Here is a 15513-nt window from a genome sequence, read left to right on the forward strand (position 1 = left end):
GAAGGGCCGCGCACTGCGCCGCCGTGCCCGGACTGTAATGGGAGGACGGCATCCCTAGAATGCCCGCATGGAAACCCGGCAGATGCGCTGTATCGTGGCCATTGCCGAGGCCGGCAGCCTGACCCGCGCGGCCGAGACACTGGGCCTGGCACAGCCCGCCCTCACGCAGACGCTGAACCGGCTCGAACGCGAAATGGGCATCAAGCTCTTCACGCGCACGCGCCGCGGCGCCACGCTCACCGATGCGGGCCACGCAGTGCTCGACGACGTGCGCGCGAGCCTGGCCTACGGCGACGCTGCCGCCGAGCGCATCCGCGCGATGGGGGCTGGCCGCGCGGGCCGGCTGACCATCGGCTTCGTCACCCATGCGGTCTACGAGGTGCTGCCGCGTGCGCTGCGGCGCCTGCGCGATGCCTATCCGCAGCTCGACGTGTCGCTGCGCGAGATGAGCAATGCCGAGCAGGTCGACGCGCTCGAAGGAGGCCGCATCGACGTGGCGCTGCTGCATCCGCCCGTGGCCGTGAAGGCGCGCGTGCACGAACGGCGGCTCGGCGAAGAGCGGCTGGTGGCGGCCCTGCCTGCAGGCTACGCGCTGCCGCCCGATGGCTGCGTCGATCTCGCCGACATCGCCGCGCAGGGCCTCGTGTGGTTTCCTACCCAGCAGATGTCGGCGCTGCGCACGCAGATGCTCGCGGCCTTTCGTGCCGCCGGCCAGGAGGTGCGCGTGGTGCAGGACGCCAACCGCACCCTCACCGTGCTCTCGTGCGTGGCGGCGGGGCTGGGCTGGTCGCTGCTGCCGAGCTCGGTGCGCGCGCTGCGCCACGACGGCGTGCGCTATGCCGAGGTGCGCGACGGCGCGGGGCTGCCGCCTTTCGAGCTGTCGGCGATGTGGCTCGCGAAGTCGCGGCCGACCTTCGCGGATGCGTTCGCGCAGATGCTCACGCCCTAATCGAGTTCGATCTTGTTGCTCTTCGCCACCTGCGTCCACTTCTCGATCTCGGCGCGGCGGAAGGTGTCGAGTTCGGCCGGCGTGGAGCCGATGACCTCGGCGCCCATCGCTTCGAGCCGCGCGCGCATCTCGGGCTCGCGCAGCACCGCGGCCAGCGCCTTGGAGAGCCGGTCGATCACCGGCGCGGGCGTGCCCGCCGGAGCAAACACACCGTTCCATTCGTAGACCTCGTAGCCCGCGAGCCCCTGCGACTCGGCCACTGTCGGGATCTGCGGCAGCACCGGCGCGCGCGCCTTGCCGGTGACCGCCACCGCGCGAAGCTTGCCGGACTGGATGTAGGGCAGGCTCGATGCCAGGCTCCCGAAGAACACCGGCACCTGGCCGGCCATCACGTCGGCGAGCGCCGGGCCGCCGCCCTTGTAGGCCACGTGCGTCATGCGCACGCCCGCCATGGCGCTGAACAGCTCGGCCGCGAGATGCTGCGCCGAGCCATTGCCCGACGAGGCGTAGTTGATGTGATCGGGCCTGGCCTTGGCTTGCGCCACGAGGTCCTTCACGCTCGTGATCGACGTCGCAGGATTGGCCACAAGCACATTCGGCACGCGCACCAGCAGCGACACCGGCACCAGGTCGCGCAGCGTGTCGAACGGCATCTTGCTGCGCAGCGCGGGGTTCTGCGAATGGTTCGAGGCGTCGAGCAGGACGGTGTAGCCGTCGGCCGCACTCTTGGCGACAACGTCGCCGCCGATCGCACCGCCCGCGCCGCCGCGGTTGTCGATCACGACCGGCTGGCCAAGGCGCGCCGAAAGACGCGGCGCGAGCACCCGTGCGACGGCGTCGACGGTGCCGCCCGGCGGATAGCTCACGACCACTTTCACGGGCTTGGCGGGCCACGCCTGGGCCGCGGCATTCAGGCCCGCGAGTGCCAGCGCGGCGCCGATGCAGGCGGCGGGTAGCCAGGCGCGCAGCCGCGCCGGGTCGTTCTTCGTTGTCGTGTTCATGTGCTCATTGCCTCCGTTGAAAAACCGAAAAGAGCGGCCGGCGTGTCGACCAGGATGCGGCGTCGGGCTTCGGCGTCGGGAATCCATGTGTCGAGTGCGGCGCGCGTGTGTGCGTAGCTCGTTTGCTCGCGGTGCTGGGTGTGCGGCCAGTCGCTGCCCCAGAGCAGCCGGTCGGGCCCGAAGGCTGTGTGCAGGGCCTGGGCTGCGGCGCAGGCCTCGGCGCCGAGCGGCTCGGGCCAGTTGCGGTAAGCCGCCGACAGCTTGACCCAGGTGCGCCCGCCCGCTGCGGCGCCAAGCAGCCACGCGAACCCACTGTCCGCCGCGATGTCGCCATGCGGGCGGCCGAAGTGGTCGACGACCAGCCTGCAACCGGCGTCGAGCACTTGCCGCCCGACGGCCGGCAGGTCGCGCGATTCGCGGTGCAACTCGACATGCCAGCCGAGCCGGCGCACATGCGACAGAAGTGCCTGCCACGCGGGCTGCGAAAGATCGGGCAGCGGCAGCCCGACGAGGTTGAGCCGGATGCCGCAGACGCCCGCTTCGGCGAGCGCGGCAAGTGGCGCGAACGGCGTCTCGGGCGCCACCACCGCCACGCCGCGCAGCCGCGCCGGATGGGCGCGCAGCGCGTCGAGCATGAAGCCGTTGTCGGTGCCGAGAAAGCTCGGCTGCACCAGCACGGCGTGCGAGACACCATGTGCAGCGAGCAGGCCCAGGTACGCGTCCAACGTGGCGTCGTAGTCGGGTGCATGCCGCGCCTGCGGCGAGAACGGCAGGCTGCCGAGAAAGACATGCGCATGGCTGTCGATAGCGCGCAATTGCGACGACGCGGACGGCGGGGACTGCAGGTGGCGATCGGATGGGCGCAGGGCGGGCCTCTCGAAGTGAAGAGGCGCCAGTATCTGCAACGTTGCGCAGGTGCGGAATCAGCGCGCTGGTTCGTTTTTCATAAGCGCGGCTTATGGCGTTAGGGCGCTTCGGCCCGCGCCACCCCGAGCTTGCGCAGCGCGCGGTGGAAGTTGCTGCGGTCCATGCCGGCCTCGCGCGCCGCATCGGCCACTTGGCCGCGGTGCCGTGCCAGCACCTCGACGAGCCAGGCGCGCTGGAAGGCTTCGGTGGCTTCGCGCAGCGTGCCGCCGGCAGGTACCGCGGCGGTGGATGGAGTGACGACCGCTGGAGGCTCGGCCGCAGCAGCCGGCGCTGCCGCCGCGCCGGCCGTCACCGCGGCCGCATCGAGCGCAAGGTGGTGCGGCTCGATCGCCGTCCAGCGCGCGCCGCGGCGCGGCTCGGTGAAGGCCCTGAGCGACGCGCGGCTGATCACATGCTCGAGCTCGCGCACATTGCCGGGCCAGCGGTGCGCGAGCAGGGCGGCCTTCGAGGCCGGCGACAGCCGCAGGTTGCGCGCACCCAGGCGGTGCTGGTTCTCCTCGAGGAAGCCGCCGGCCAGCGCCACCACGTCGCGCCCGCGCGCTCGCAGCGGCGGCACCACCAGCGGGTACACCGAGAGCCGGTGGTAGAGGTCGGCGCGGAAGCGGCCCTGCGCGATGGCGGCAGGCAGGTCGCGGTTGGTGGCCGCGATCACGCGCACGTCGACCTTGAGCGTCCGGTCGCTGCCGGGGCGCTGCACCTCGCCGCTTTGCAGCACGCGCAGCAGCTTGGCCTGCACGCCGAGCGGCAGCTCGCCGACCTCGTCGAGAAACAGGGTGCCGCCGTCGGCGAGCTCGAACTTTCCGCTGCGGTCCTGCACCGCGCCGGTGAAGGCGCCGCGCTTGTGGCCGAACAGCTCGCTGTCGGCCAGCGACTCGGGCAGCGCCGCGCAGTTCACCTGCACCAGTGGCGCATCGTGGCGCCGCGAGCGGGCATGCAGGCGCTGCGCGACCAGGTCCTTGCCGACGCCGGTCTCGCCGAGCAGCAGCACGGTCAGGTCCGATACGGCGACGGTGTCGATCTCGCTGCAGAGCTGCTTCATCGCGGGGCTGTTGCCGAGCAGTTCGCGCGGCGCGCCGCGGCCCGCGCGCAATGCCTGCACCACGGCCTGCTCGCGCATGGCACGCGCCGCCATGTCCTCGATGGTCTGCGCGGCTTCGATGCCGGTCTCGACCAGCGCGACCAACGCGTCGAGCTGCGCCGGGCTCACCGCCTCGAAGGTGCCCGGGTCGAGTGCGTCGAGCGTGAGCAGGCCCCACACCTCGCCGCGCAACCTGAGCGGCGCGCCCATGCAGTCGTGCACCGGCAGCAGCGTCGGCTGCCCGGCGACGAGGCCGTCGTACGGATCGGGCAGGCCGCAGTCGTGCGCAAAGCGCAGGCCGCGCCCGCTCTCGAGCAGGCGCGCAAAGCGCGGATGCGCCGCCACCGGGAACTGGCGCCCGAGCGTCTCGTCGCTGAGCCCGTCGACCGCGAGCGGACGCAGCACCTCGCCTTCAAGCCGCAGCAGCGCCGCCGCATCGCAGCGCACGAGCCCGCGCGCTGCGGCCAGCAGCGCACGGAAGCGCTGGCCTTCCGTAGCGGGGTTTGTGGTCGATTCGACACTTTCTGTGGTCATTTACACAACGTCCTGTTTGTTGCGAATTTGACCACGCCTGGAGAATCCCCAACAGCGGCAGGCACTTGCGAGCGCCCGCTGGCTGGCACGCAACGTGAGAGTGCACAGGCATCCGTCACCATGTTCGAAGGACACTCAGATGAACCCCCAGACCATTGCCATTGTCAAGGCCACCGTGCCCGCGCTCCAGGCGCACGGCGAGGCGATCACCCGCCACTTCTACCGGCTCATGTTCGATCGCCATCCCGAGGTGAAGGCCTTCTTCAACGAGGCGCACCAGGCCCAGGGCAGCCAGGCGCGCGCGCTGGCGGGTGCGGTGCTCGCCTATGCGCAGCACATCGACCGCCTCGAAGAGATCGCGGGCGCATTGCCACGCATCATCCAGAAGCATGCCGCGCTCGGCGTGCTGCCCGAGCACTATCCGGTCGTGGGCGCCTGCCTGCTGCAGGCCATCAGGGACGTGCTCGGCGAGGCCGCGACCGACGACATCATCGCGGCCTGGGGCGAGGCCTATCAGTCGCTCGCGGCGCTGCTGATCGGCGCGGAGGAAGAGGTCTACCGCGCCAACGCCGCGCAGCCTGGCGGCTGGCGCGGCACGCGCGAATTTCGGGTGGCCCGGCGCGAGGACGAGAGCGACATCATCACGTCGTTCTACCTCGAGCCCACCGACGGCGGGCCGCTGCTCGCGTTCACGCCGGGGCAGTACCTCACGCTGGTGCTCGCGATCGACGGCGAGCCGCTGCGGCGCAACTACTCGCTGTCCGACGCGCCGGGCAAGCCGTTCTACCGCATCAGCGTGAAGAAGGAAGAGGGCGGGCGCGCCTCGAACTGGCTCCATGCGTCGGCCACCGTCGGCACGCTGCTGCAGGTGCAGGCGCCCTGCGGCGACTTCGTGCTGCAGCCCGCCGCGGCCGCGGGCGGCGAATCGGCGGCGCGCCCGCTGGTGCTCGTGACGGGCGGCGTGGGCATCACGCCCGCGATGAGCATGCTCGAAGCGGTGGCGCACACGGGGCGGCCGGTGCATTTCATCCACGCGGCGCGGCACGGCGGTGCGCATGCGTTCCGCGCGCGCGTCGATGCGCTCGCGGCGCGGCACCGCAACGTGAAGGCGCTCTACGTCTACGATGCGCCGCGCGCCGTCGACCAGCCGCATGCGACCGGCTTCGTCACGCGCGAACTGATCGCCCAGGCGCTGCCCGAGGACCGCGACGTCGACCTGTACTTCCTCGGCCCCAAGCCATTCATGAAGGCGGTCTATGCGCACGGGCTCGCGCTCGGCGTGCCGAAGCAGCAGCTGCGCTACGAGTTCTTCGGGCCGCTGGAGGCGCTGGAAGGCTGAACGCGAACGCGCCCGTGTGGGCGCTTTCGTGGGTGCATTTCCTACAGCGCTTCGGCGTCCCGCTGACACACCGCGTCGCGCAGGCATTGCAGTCTGGTCTCTCGATGTGGCGCGCTCCTCGGGGCGGATGCCGAACGGTGCTTCAAAGCAACCAGCGAGCACGATGCGCACCAGACCCGACACACCGGCAGGCAGACCCAACGAGCCAGTCTCCTGGGCGAGCGCATGGTGTGAAAAGCCCGCCACATCCCTTTTTTGAACGAGAAAAGGAGCACCGATGACCAGCAACAAGACCCTGCTCGACGGCGCCAAGGTCGCCATCCTCGTGACCGACGGCTTCGAGCAGGCCGAGATGACCGAGCCGCGCAAGGCGCTCGAGGCAGCGGGCGCGGCGACCTTGATCGTGTCGCCGAAGGACACCGTCGTGCGCGGCTGGAAGCACCACAAGCAGGCCGACGAGTTCAACGTCGACACCCCGCTGTCGCAGGCGGCCGCGCACGAGTTCGATGCGCTGCTGCTGCCCGGCGGCGTGATGAACCCCGATGCGCTGCGCATCGAGGAGGCGGCCATCGCCTTCGTGCGCGACTTCGTGAACGCCGGCAAGCCGATCGCCGCGATCTGCCACGGCCCCTGGACGCTGATCGAGGCCGATGCGGTCCGCGGCCGCACGCTGACCTCGTGGCCGTCGCTGCGCACCGACCTGACGAACGCCGGCGCGAAATGGGTCGACCGAGAAGTGGTGGTCGACGGCAACCTGATCACCAGCCGCAAGCCGCAGGATCTGCCGGCCTTCGACCGGGAGATGGTCCGCCTCTTCGCGGACGCGTTGGCGCATGCATGAATGAGGGGGTGACGCATGACGGTGCAGTGGGACGAACTCCGCGTCGCCTACGAAACCTGGCGTGGCGAGCGCGACAAGCACGACCGCTGGATGACCGCGATCGCGGCCGGCGAGCCGTTCGATAAGGCGGCGCTGCGGCGCGACCTCGACGAACTCGAGGCGCGGCACAGGGTGTTCCTGGAAAAGATCAGGCCCTTCGTGCAGTGACGTGCCTCGCGCGACGATTTGGCCGGGCGAGCGTCGCGACGAATGCCACGGCCGCGGCTGCCGCGAATGCGGGCCGTGGGCCCCATCCCTCCAGAAGGCCGCCGATCAGCGGGGCGGCCACGCCCTGGCCGAGCGACAGCGCAAGGAACGCGAGTCCGACGCCGGCGCCGGGCGCAGAGGCGTACACCTGGGTTCCCCAGATCAGCAGCAGCCCCGTCACGATCATGTAGACGGCACCGAACACCGCCGCGCTGAGCCATGCCGCCACATTGACGCTCGGGAATGCGGCCAGCAGGAGGGTCGCGACGCCCAGTGCCAGCATGCCCGCGACCCATCCTGTCGCAATGCCGAAGCGGCGTGCCAAGTCACCGGCGGTGGCGCCGAGCAGGCCCGCACCGCCAAGAAGTATCCAGGCGATGGTCGATGCCCATTCGCCCATCCCGCCGATGGTGACCAGCACATCGCGGCCGAACGTCCATACTGCGCTGCTGGCCACGCCCAGCAGCGCGGCGGCGGCCATCAGCCGGCCGGCGCCGGCAGGCAGCAGCGGCCTTGGCAGCAGCCCGCTCGTCGGACCCCGGCCCACCGTTCGATGCGTTGCTTCGGGGACGGCGAACGCAACCCATAGGACGGACGCCGTGCCGACGACCGCGAAGGACATCCACGCATTTCGCCAATGCGCCTGGGTGAGCAACGCGATCGCGCCGGCAACGGCCAAGCCAAGGCCGGCCGCCGCATTGATCACCGTCTGCATCCGGTCGCGCGCGTTGGTATTCATCGTGCGCGCGACCGCATCGGCCAGCGGAGGCGAGGCCACGCCTGTGCTCGATCCGGCAATGAGCACGCCCGCTGCGAGCACCAGGGTGTTCGGGGCCAAAGCCACCATGAGAACGCCGCCGACCGCGAGACAGCCGGCGGCCACGGCCACGGGACGGGCGCCGACGCGCGGCGTCAGCATCGTGGCCAGGACGATCGCGACGCAATAGGCCGCGTACGAACCAGCGGCGATCAGGCCCACGGTCGCGCCATCGAGGCCGAACTCGGCCCGAAAGACCGGCACGAAGAAGCCGTAGGCGTATCGAGCCAGGCCGTAGCACACGGCGATCAGCAACACGCCGGCCCCCATGAGCTGAAGGTCATGACGCCGAGCGGGCAGCGCCGCCACGGCTTGTTCCGGTTCCAGGCATCGATCCGCCATTTTTGCTCCAATCTCACAGGTCTGTAAACCACTCGAGGTTATCTATACTGGTCTGTGAAGTCAATCGAACAAGGGAGGAAAGCCATGGCGAAAGAGAGAACCATGATGAAGCCGGACCATGATCCTGACGGCGTGCTGCGGACACCCGCACTGACGGCCGGGGCGCAGCGCATCCTGGAGGTCGCCTCCGATCTGTTCTACCGGTGCGGCATCCACGCAGTCGGGGTCGACACCATCGCCGCCGAATCAGGCATCACCAAGCGCACGCTGTACGACCGGTTTGGCTCGAAGGAGGGGCTGGTCGAGGCGTATCTCCAGGCGCGGCATCAGCGGTGGTGGGAGCGCATGGAGCGGCGCCTCGCCGAGTCGAAGGGCTCGCGGGTGCTCGCCGTCTGGGCGTCGTACGCCGAGGACACGGAGTCCTCCGACCGCGGCTGCGGATTCATCAACGCCGCCGGGGAACTGCCTGCCGACCACCCTGGCCACCGCGTGATCCGTGCACACAAGCAGGCCGTACGGCGCCACCTTGCGGCACTGATCCGCGCCGATCACCCCGAGATCGGTGAGGCCGACACGGCGGCGGACCTGATCTTCCTGCTGCTCGAAGGCGCCATCGCCCACCGCGGCATCGACGGCGACGACCGGCTGTTGCGGGGCGCACGGACGATGACCGAACGCATACTGCTCGACGGCCATCTGGCGGGGAAGGCGACCCGCACGACCGGCGAATGACGCGTTACGCGGGCACCTGCTCGCCGCGCGCCGGGTAGTCGTTCTTGATGACGAAATCCAGCGCCTGCACCATCTCCGCGAACGCGGGCCGCACGAACGGCATCGACTGGACCGACAGATAGTAGAGGCTGTTGTCGGGCTTCACGAGGAACAGCCCCGGCTCGGAGAACAGCGCGGGCTCCTCGATGCCGATCGAAGTCTTGCCGCGCGAGGCCGACACGTACAGGCCCCATGCGCGTGCGTCGGCCAGCGGCAGGCAATAACCGATGCGCAGCGCCTGCGCGCCGATCTTCTCGGCCATGGCACGTGCGCGATCCTCGGTATCGGAACTGATCGCGATGGCTCGCACGCCGCGCTCGGCAAAGGCGGGCGTGAGCCGCTCCAGCTCCTTCAGGTAGGTGGCGCAGATCGGGCAGTGCAGCCCGCGATAGAAGCACACGAGCGTCATGCGCTCGGGGGTTTCGTCGGCCAGGCGAAAGCGGCCGGCATCGAGCGTCTCGACGGTGAGTTCGGGCGCCTGTTGGCGTGGGATCAACATGGTGGGAGCTCCTTGGGGTTTCGGCAGGATTGCCATGGCTGCCCAAAGATCGCATGCTCGAAGCCATGGAACGTCCGTCTTTCATGATCCAAAGTCCAAACCCGCCGAAGCTCGACCGGCTTGCGGCCTTCATCGAAGTCTTCAAGCTCCGCGTGGCGGTTCTGTCGCCGGCCGAAGCCGGCACCGCGGCGCTGGTGCTCGCGGGTTCGCCGGCGCATGCGGCGCGCATGCTCCTGCGCTCCCGCGGCTTCGCGCAGCTGCCGCCCGACACGTTGGTCGCCGCTGCCGTGGATTTCGACAACGAAGCCAATCCGCTGATGAGCGCCATGCCTGAAGAGATCAGCGTCGCGCTCGACGGTGCGCCCTCGCTGCAGGCCACGGCCACTGCATTCATGGCCGAGGCCACCGAAAGCCGTTGCGGCCGCAGCGCGGCGCTGAACCGGCTCGGCGAAGTGCTGGTGCTGATGGTGTTGCGCAGCGCGGTGGACGCGGGCACGCAGAAGCCCGGCCTGTTCGCTGCACTCGCCCATCCATCGCTGCATCGCGCCGTGGTGTCGATCCACGACATGCCCGCGCGGGCGTGGACCGTCGACGAACTCGCGGACTGTGCGGCCATGTCCCGCAGCAGCTTCATGTCGACCTTCCGTGCCGTCGTGGGCACCACGCCGATGGCCTACCTGAGCGCATGGCGCCTGGCGCTCGCGAGGCGCTACCTGATGGCCGGCGATACCGTGAAGCTCGCGGCGCGGCGCACCGGCTTCGGCAGTGCCGAGGCGTTCTCGCGCGCATTCTCCAAAGCCTATGGCCATGCGCCGGCCACGATGAAGAGCGCGCGCGCAGGGCGTGCGACCGACGTGCTGCGGCAGGCGACCATCTTCTGACAGAAACTATTATTTCCAGATTTTCTTTATTTGTGAAAGAATAGTTTTATGCCAAGGAGATCGAACGCCGTCGAAAGCCTGCCCGGGGTGGTGCTGAATGCATTGGCTCAGCTTGGCAACGACCTGGCCATCGCGCGCAAGCGCCGCAAGCAGTCGCTGCGCGGATGGGCAGCCCGGTTGAACGTCTCCGTGCCGACGCTGGCGAAGATGGAAAAAGGCGATCCCACGGTATCGGCGGGCGTCTACGCCACAGCGCTCTGGCTGATGAGGCGCCATGAGGCCCTGGCGGCATTGGCGGACCCGAAGCACGATCTGGTCGCGCTGGAAAACGACGTCCAGACGGCCACGCGCCGGGGAGCGAAGACCCATGTCTGACGGCAGCACCTACGAACCGACGGACCGGCTGTCGCTCTGGATGCTCACCGACCCGCACAACCCCGTGCGCGTGGGCGAGGTCTCGCTGTCGCTGCGCGGGCAGGGCGTGGCCTTGCGCTATGACGCACATTGGCTTCGGCACGGGTTTGCGATCAGCGAGGATCTCCCGCTCGTCGACGAGCTCTTCGTTCCTTCGCAGAAGCAGGAAGCGGCCGGGGCGGTGGACGATGCGCGGCCCGATCGATGGGGTGAGCGGGTCATCCGCAAGTTCGAGCGGTCGCCGCGCATGTCGCTGCTCGAGTTCCTGCTTTTCGCTGGCGCGGACCGCTACGGCGCCCTCGGCGTGAGCCAGCTGCCGGACACGTACAGCCCCTGGGGCGCATCGCCGATCCCGACGCTCGGCGATCTTCCGGCGATGGGCGAAGTGATCCGCAAGGTTCTTGCCAATGAAGCCGTTGGAGACATCGAGCAGCGGCTGCTGCGGCCCGGGGTCTCGCTCGGCGGCGCACGGCCGAAGTCGCTCGTCGAGATCGACGGCGAACCCTGGCTCGTCAAGTTCTGCGAAGGCGAGGACGAAGACACGCCGCTGATCGAACATGCAACGATGACGCTCGCCGCGCAGTGCGGCATCGACGTGGCCCCCACGCGGGCGCTGCCGGTGGGCGCGCGGCACGCTGTCGCGGTTCGCCGCTTCGACCGGGACGCGGGCTGGCGCATCCACGCAATTTCTGCGCACGTGGCCTTGCGCGCCGTGGGCGAGGCCTACGGCTACCCGAACCTGGCGCAGCAGTTGCGGCGCATGGCCCGCGCGAACGAGATCGCGCAGCAGCAGGCCCAGCTGTTCAGGCGCATGGTGTTCAACATCCTCATGGACAACACCGACGACCATGAAAAGAACCATGCGCTGCTGCGACACGCGGACGGCAGCTGGTCCCTGTCGCCCGCGTTCGACATGGTGCCGAGCATGAGCGGCCTCGGCTACCAGGCGCTCCTCGTGGGGCGTGACGGTTCGGCTTCCACGCTGGACAACGCGTTGTCCGGACATGCGGCCTTCGGGCTCAAGCTTCCCGCGGCCAAGGCCATCGTCCAGGCGATGGCACAGGTCGTGGGCCACTGGAAATCGCACTTCCGGGCTTGCGGTGTCGGCGAGGCCGACCTGGCCATGCTCGCGCAGTACCTGGACAACGACAGGCTCGGCACCCAACGCAGGGCCTACGCCGCCGCTGCCGGCGCCAGCACGCTCTCCAGAAAACGCTGAGCCGCTGAAGTCTGGCCGCCGGGCGGCAGCGCGAGCGCGATGCCGATCGCCGTCTGCGCGCCCGGTCCGGCCAGCTTCTTGAAGACGATGTTGCGCGCCACGTGGCGCGCCGCCACCGAGGGCACCAGCGCCACGCCGAGGCCGCTTTCGACCAGGCTGATGAGGGTCTGCACCTGCACCGCCTCCTGCTGCACGTTCGGAATGAACCCCGCCTGCTGGCAGGCCAGCAGCGCCGCGGCGTGCAGGCCCGGCACCTCCATGGCGCCGTACATCACGAAGGTCTCCCCGGCCAGGTCGGCCAGGGTGAGCCGCCGGCGGCGTGCGAGCGGGTGGTCGATCGAGAGCGCCGCCATGAACACGTCGCGCTCCGCCGGGAAGATGCGCGCCTTGCATGCGCGCCCGATCGGAAAGCGCACCAGCCCGACGTCGACGTCGCCGCTTTCCACCATCTCGACGATGCGCGCCGTGGTCGACTCGGCCAGCTGCAGGTGCACGCCCGGGTAGCGCGCACGAAAGCGCGGCAGCACGCGCGGCATCAGCGCATAGGTGGCCGAGCCCACGAAGCCCACGCGCAGGATGCCGGCCTCGCCGCGCGAAGCGGCCTGCGCCGCGAGCGCGAACTGCTCGCTGTGGAACACCGCGCGCCGCGCGTTCTCGAGCGCGGCCGCGCCGGCGGGCGTGAGCTCGGTGCCGCGCCGGTTGCGCACGAACAGCGGCACGCCGAGTTGTTCTTCGAGCCGCCGGATCGAGGCCGACAGCGGAGGCTGCGCCATGTGCAGCCGCTCGGCCGCGCGATGGAAGTTGAGCGTCTCGGCCAGAGCGATGAAGTGGCGCAGTTGGCGTATGTCCATGATCTCCAAAAGGTATCACAGAGCGGGAATTTGATATTGGACGGCGCAGCGCGCCCTTTCCAGAATGGGGGCCAGGAGACAAACAGACGATGCTTCCCCTTCAGGGTGTGAAGGTGCTCGACCTATCGAGCGTGGTGTTCGGGCCGCTGGCCAGCCAGACGCTGGCCGACTACGGCGCCGAGGTGATCAAGATCGAGCCGCCCGAGGGCGACTCCACGCGCCACACCGGTCCGGCCGCCGAGGCCGGCATGTCGGCCGTGTTCCTCGGCAGCAACCACAGCAAGAAGAGCGTGGTGCTCGACCTCAAGCGCCCGGCCGCACGCGAGGCGCTGCTGGCGCTGCTGGCAGATGCCGACGTGTTCATGCACAGCATGCGGCCGCAGAAGCTCGCCGCGCTCGGCATCGACCCCGAGACGCTGACCGCGCGCTTTCCGCGCCTGGTGTATGCCGGTCTGCACGGCTTTGCGCAAGGAGGTCCCTACGCGGGGCGCCCGGCCTACGACGACGTGATCCAGGGGATGTCCGGGCTGTCGGCCCTGATGGCGCAGCAGGGCGGCGAGGCGCGCTACCTGCCCACCATCGCGGCCGACAAGACCTGCGCGCTGGTCGCGGCGCAGGCCATCCTGGCGGCGCTGTTCGGGCGCGAGCGCACGGGCCGCGGCTGCTTCGTCGAGATCCCGATGTTCGAAACCATGGTGGCCTTCAACCTGGTCGAGCACATGTACGGCCGCCACTTCGAGCCGCCGCTCGCCGCGGCCGGCTATCCGCGCGTGCTCACGCCCTGGCGCCGGCCCTGGCGCACCGCCGACGGGCACATCTGCATGATGCCGTACACCACCCAGCACTGGCAGCGCTTCTTCGCCGAAGTCGGCGAGCCGGCGCTGGCGTCCGATCCGCGCTTTGCCGACATGGCCGCGCGCACGCGCCACATCGGCGAGCTGCTCGCGCTCGCCGGCAGCTTCGTGGCGCGCGGCAGCACCGCAAAGTGGCTGGCCACCTGCGAGCGGCTGGAGATCCCGGCCGCCCCCATCCGCGCGCTGGACGACCTGCCGGCCGACCCTCACCTCGTGGCCACGGGCTTCTTCGCCGAACTGGACGACCCGCACATGGGGGCGATGCGCTTCCCCGGCGTGCCGGTGAAGTTCGACGGGGTGCGCCCGCCGGTGCGCATGCCGCCGCGCCTGGGCGAGCACACACGCGAAAGCCTCGCCGCGGCGGGCTGGTCCACCGCACGCATCGACACCTTCCTGGAGACCTCCCGATGACCGATCTTCCGCAGTTCACCCCCGCGCACCGCGCGCTGCCCCGCCTGGGCCAAGGCTTCGCCTGGCAGGACCTCTCGGTCGGCCAGCGCATGCGCACCTTCCGGCGCACCATCACCGAGGCCGACCTCGTCAACTTCATCGGCGTGACCGGCATGCTGGAGGCGATCTTCATCGACGCCGAGTACGAAGCCGGCGCCATCGCGGGCCGCCCCGTGCCGGCCGCGCTCACCTACACGCTGGTGGAAGGCTTCATCCTGCAGACCATGATCCAGGGCACCGGCCTGGCCATGCTCGAGCTGGTGCAGAAGATCCATGCGCCGGTGCGGGTGGGCGACAGCATCGAGGCCGTGGTCGAAGTCACCGGCATCCGGCCGACCTCCAAGGGCAACCGCGCGATCGTCGACTCGCGCATCGAGGTCTTCAACCAGCACGGCCAATGCGTCATGCACTACGACGCGCGGCGCCTGCTCGCGGGCCGCGCCGCGGACGCATCCGCCTGATTTCGAACCGCCAACAACCACAACGGAGACAACACCGCCATGAAAGCAACCCGCCTCTTTTCGCGCCGCCGGCTGGCGATCGCGAGTGCTGCCGCCGCAGTGCTCGCGATCGCCGCCCCGGCCGCCTTCGCACAGGCGCCGGCCTGGCCGGCCAAGCCCATCACGCTGGTCGTGCCGTTCCCGCCGGGCGGGCCGACCGACCTCGTGGCGCGCGTGCTCGCGCAGAAGCTCGGCGAGCAGCTGGGCCAGAGCGTGCTGGTCGACAACCGCGGCGGCGCCAACGGCAACATCGGCGCGCAGATGGTCGCCAAGGCACCGGCCGACGGCTACACCGTCCTCTACAACACCTCGTCGATCGCGCTGAGCCCGGCGCTCTACAAGAGCGTGTCGTACGACGTGCTGAAGGACTTCGCGCCAGTCGCGCTGGTGGCCGTGGTGCCGCTCGCGCTGGTGACCCATCCGTCGATTCCGGCGAACAACGTGAGGGAGTTCGTGGCCTATGCCAAGGCCAACCCCGGCAAGCTCTCGTACGGCTCGGCGGGCAACGGCAACGTGACGCACCTGGGTGCCTTCCAGTTCGTGCAGGCGCACGGCCTGGAGGCCACGCACGTGCCCTACAAGGGCAGCGCGCCGGCCGACGTCGACCTGGTGGGCGGCCAGATCCAGTTCATGACCGACACGGTCAACTCGGTGATGGGCTTCGTGCGCGACAAGCGCATGAAGATGCTGGCGGTGACCACCGCCAAGCGCATGTCGCTGTTTCCCGATGTGCCCACGCTGGCCGAGTCGGGCATGCCCGGCTTCGAGGTGGGCGCATGGCAGGGCGTGATGGTGCCGGCCGCCACGCCGCCGGCCGTGGTGGAGCGCCTGAACGCCGAGATCGTCAAGGCGCTCAAGTCGGCGGAGGTGCGCGACCGGCTGGCCGTGCAGGGCGCCGAACCGCTGGGCTCTACCCCGCAGGAATACGGCGCCTACGTGAAGAAGGAACTGGCACGCTGGGCCGGCGTGGTCAAGGCCACCGGCGTGACTCTGGAATGAA

17 protein-coding genes are annotated in these 15513 nt (G+C 69.8%); 11 read left to right on the top strand and 6 right to left on the bottom strand.

Features of this window, described 5'->3' with window-relative positions; translation table 11 throughout:
• The first annotated feature begins 67 nt into the window (after window positions 1-67).
• The gene (locus AC3A6J_RS21295) at window positions 68-949 is read left to right on the top strand and encodes a LysR family transcriptional regulator (RefSeq protein ID WP_487861983.1); all 882 of its coding nucleotides are present in this window, start codon (window positions 68-70) and stop codon (window positions 947-949) included.
• On the opposite strand, the gene AC3A6J_RS21300 is transcribed toward AC3A6J_RS21295, so the two are convergent.
• The 3 genes from AC3A6J_RS21300 to norR all read right to left on the bottom strand — a co-directional run bounded on the left by AC3A6J_RS21300 (window position 946) and on the right by norR (window position 4489).
• Window positions 946-1950 (bottom strand): tripartite tricarboxylate transporter substrate binding protein, encoded by a 1005-nt coding sequence (locus AC3A6J_RS21300; protein ID WP_487861984.1) that lies wholly within the window; start codon window positions 1948-1950, stop codon window positions 946-948. The genes AC3A6J_RS21295 and AC3A6J_RS21300 overlap by 4 nt on opposite strands.
• Window positions 1947-2765: an amidohydrolase family protein gene (locus AC3A6J_RS21305; RefSeq protein WP_487861985.1), complete on the bottom strand. Its 819-nt coding sequence runs from the start codon at window positions 2763-2765 to the stop codon at window positions 1947-1949. Before AC3A6J_RS21305 ends, AC3A6J_RS21300 begins: the two co-directional genes overlap by 4 nt.
• 149 nt (window positions 2766-2914) lie before the next feature.
• Window positions 2915-4489, bottom strand: a complete 1575-nt coding sequence (gene norR / locus AC3A6J_RS21310) for a nitric oxide reductase transcriptional regulator NorR (RefSeq protein ID WP_487861986.1) — start codon at window positions 4487-4489, stop codon at window positions 2915-2917.
• Window positions 4490-4628: 139 nt separating this feature from the next.
• On the opposite strand from norR, the gene hmpA reads away from it, so the two are divergent.
• The 3 genes from hmpA (at window position 4629) to AC3A6J_RS21325 (ending at window position 6876) form a co-directional block, all read left to right on the top strand.
• Entirely contained in the window at window positions 4629-5828 is a 1200-nt protein-coding gene (gene hmpA / locus AC3A6J_RS21315; protein WP_487861987.1) for an NO-inducible flavohemoprotein, read from the top strand.
• Window positions 5829-6105: 277 nt separating this feature from the next.
• Window positions 6106-6669, top strand: coding sequence for a type 1 glutamine amidotransferase domain-containing protein (locus AC3A6J_RS21320; protein WP_487861988.1), 564 nt, complete (start codon window positions 6106-6108; stop codon window positions 6667-6669).
• 15 nt (window positions 6670-6684) lie between these two features.
• The gene (locus AC3A6J_RS21325) at window positions 6685-6876 is read left to right on the top strand and encodes a hypothetical protein (protein ID WP_487861989.1); all 192 of its coding nucleotides are present in this window, start codon (window positions 6685-6687) and stop codon (window positions 6874-6876) included.
• Here AC3A6J_RS21325 and AC3A6J_RS21330 read toward each other — a convergent pair.
• Entirely contained in the window at window positions 6857-8041 is a 1185-nt protein-coding gene (locus tag AC3A6J_RS21330) for an MFS transporter (protein WP_487861990.1), read from the bottom strand. The genes AC3A6J_RS21325 and AC3A6J_RS21330 overlap by 20 nt on opposite strands.
• 135 nt (window positions 8042-8176) lie before the next feature.
• On the opposite strand from AC3A6J_RS21330, the gene AC3A6J_RS21335 reads away from it, so the two are divergent.
• A complete protein-coding gene (locus AC3A6J_RS21335) occupies window positions 8177-8806 on the top strand; it encodes a TetR/AcrR family transcriptional regulator (protein WP_487861991.1) in 630 nt (209 codons plus the stop codon).
• Between the two features lie 4 nt (window positions 8807-8810).
• Here the strand turns inward: AC3A6J_RS21335 and AC3A6J_RS21340 are convergent, their stop codons facing one another.
• A complete protein-coding gene (locus AC3A6J_RS21340) occupies window positions 8811-9344 on the bottom strand; it encodes a peroxiredoxin-like family protein (RefSeq protein WP_487861992.1) in 534 nt (177 codons plus the stop codon).
• 83 nt (window positions 9345-9427) lie between these two features.
• On the opposite strand from AC3A6J_RS21340, the gene AC3A6J_RS21345 reads away from it, so the two are divergent.
• Genes AC3A6J_RS21345 through AC3A6J_RS21355 form a run of 3 tightly spaced genes read left to right on the top strand, consistent with a single transcriptional unit; the run spans window position 9428 to window position 11858 of the window.
• A complete protein-coding gene (locus AC3A6J_RS21345) occupies window positions 9428-10225 on the top strand; it encodes an AraC family transcriptional regulator (protein WP_487861993.1) in 798 nt (265 codons plus the stop codon).
• A gap of 48 nt (window positions 10226-10273) precedes the next feature.
• A complete protein-coding gene (locus AC3A6J_RS21350; protein WP_487861994.1) occupies window positions 10274-10600 on the top strand; it encodes an XRE family transcriptional regulator in 327 nt (108 codons plus the stop codon).
• On the top strand, window positions 10593-11858 hold the full coding sequence (locus AC3A6J_RS21355) for a type II toxin-antitoxin system HipA family toxin (protein ID WP_487861995.1): 1266 nt from the start codon (window positions 10593-10595) through the stop codon (window positions 11856-11858). The genes AC3A6J_RS21350 and AC3A6J_RS21355 overlap by 8 nt, the downstream gene beginning before the upstream one ends.
• Here the strand turns inward: AC3A6J_RS21355 and AC3A6J_RS21360 are convergent.
• Window positions 11813-12709 carry a LysR family transcriptional regulator gene (locus tag AC3A6J_RS21360; protein WP_487861996.1) on the bottom strand — a complete coding sequence of 299 codons (897 nt, stop codon included), beginning with the start codon at window positions 12707-12709 and terminating at the stop codon, window positions 11813-11815. The two genes, AC3A6J_RS21355 and AC3A6J_RS21360, sit on opposite strands and share 46 nt — an antisense overlap.
• Window positions 12710-12798: 89 nt before the next feature.
• Here AC3A6J_RS21360 and AC3A6J_RS21365 point away from each other — a divergent pair, with 89 nt between their 5' ends.
• From AC3A6J_RS21365 to AC3A6J_RS21375, 3 genes are read left to right on the top strand one after another with little or no spacing between them, the layout of a single operon-like run.
• The gene (locus tag AC3A6J_RS21365; protein ID WP_487861997.1) at window positions 12799-13974 is read left to right on the top strand and encodes a CaiB/BaiF CoA transferase family protein; all 1176 of its coding nucleotides are present in this window, start codon (window positions 12799-12801) and stop codon (window positions 13972-13974) included.
• Window positions 13971-14474, top strand: a complete 504-nt coding sequence (locus AC3A6J_RS21370; RefSeq protein WP_487861998.1) for a MaoC family dehydratase — start codon at window positions 13971-13973, stop codon at window positions 14472-14474. The genes AC3A6J_RS21365 and AC3A6J_RS21370 overlap by 4 nt, the downstream gene beginning before the upstream one ends.
• 39 nt (window positions 14475-14513) lie before the next feature.
• Window positions 14514-15512 (top strand): tripartite tricarboxylate transporter substrate binding protein, encoded by a 999-nt coding sequence (locus AC3A6J_RS21375; protein WP_487861999.1) that lies wholly within the window; start codon window positions 14514-14516, stop codon window positions 15510-15512.
• Window position 15513 lies beyond the last annotated feature (1 nt).

The organism is Variovorax sp. Soil_C_39, assembly GCF_057656815.1.

Excerpts from the sequence above, each read along its gene's own strand:
- AC3A6J_RS21295 (WP_487861983.1), top strand. The coding sequence starts at position 68 with ATGGAAACCCGGCAGATGCGCTGTATCGTGGCCATTGCCGAGGCCGGC.
- AC3A6J_RS21300 (WP_487861984.1), bottom strand. The coding sequence starts at position 1,950 with ATGAACACGACAACGAAGAACGACCCGGCGCGGCTGCGCGCCTGGCTA.
- norR (WP_487861986.1), bottom strand. The coding sequence starts at position 4,489 with ATGACCACAGAAAGTGTCGAATCGACCACAAACCCCGCTACGGAAGGC.
- hmpA (WP_487861987.1), top strand. The coding sequence starts at position 4,629 with ATGAACCCCCAGACCATTGCCATTGTCAAGGCCACCGTGCCCGCGCTC.
- AC3A6J_RS21320 (WP_487861988.1), top strand. The coding sequence starts at position 6,106 with ATGACCAGCAACAAGACCCTGCTCGACGGCGCCAAGGTCGCCATCCTC.
- AC3A6J_RS21325 (WP_487861989.1), top strand. The coding sequence starts at position 6,685 with ATGACGGTGCAGTGGGACGAACTCCGCGTCGCCTACGAAACCTGGCGT.
- AC3A6J_RS21335 (WP_487861991.1), top strand. The coding sequence starts at position 8,177 with ATGATGAAGCCGGACCATGATCCTGACGGCGTGCTGCGGACACCCGCA.
- AC3A6J_RS21340 (WP_487861992.1), bottom strand. The coding sequence starts at position 9,344 with ATGTTGATCCCACGCCAACAGGCGCCCGAACTCACCGTCGAGACGCTC.
- AC3A6J_RS21345 (WP_487861993.1), top strand. The coding sequence starts at position 9,428 with ATGATCCAAAGTCCAAACCCGCCGAAGCTCGACCGGCTTGCGGCCTTC.
- AC3A6J_RS21350 (WP_487861994.1), top strand. The coding sequence starts at position 10,274 with ATGCCAAGGAGATCGAACGCCGTCGAAAGCCTGCCCGGGGTGGTGCTG.
- AC3A6J_RS21355 (WP_487861995.1), top strand. The coding sequence starts at position 10,593 with ATGTCTGACGGCAGCACCTACGAACCGACGGACCGGCTGTCGCTCTGG.
- AC3A6J_RS21360 (WP_487861996.1), bottom strand. The coding sequence starts at position 12,709 with ATGGACATACGCCAACTGCGCCACTTCATCGCTCTGGCCGAGACGCTC.
- AC3A6J_RS21365 (WP_487861997.1), top strand. The coding sequence starts at position 12,799 with ATGCTTCCCCTTCAGGGTGTGAAGGTGCTCGACCTATCGAGCGTGGTG.
- AC3A6J_RS21370 (WP_487861998.1), top strand. The coding sequence starts at position 13,971 with ATGACCGATCTTCCGCAGTTCACCCCCGCGCACCGCGCGCTGCCCCGC.
- AC3A6J_RS21375 (WP_487861999.1), top strand. The coding sequence starts at position 14,514 with ATGAAAGCAACCCGCCTCTTTTCGCGCCGCCGGCTGGCGATCGCGAGT.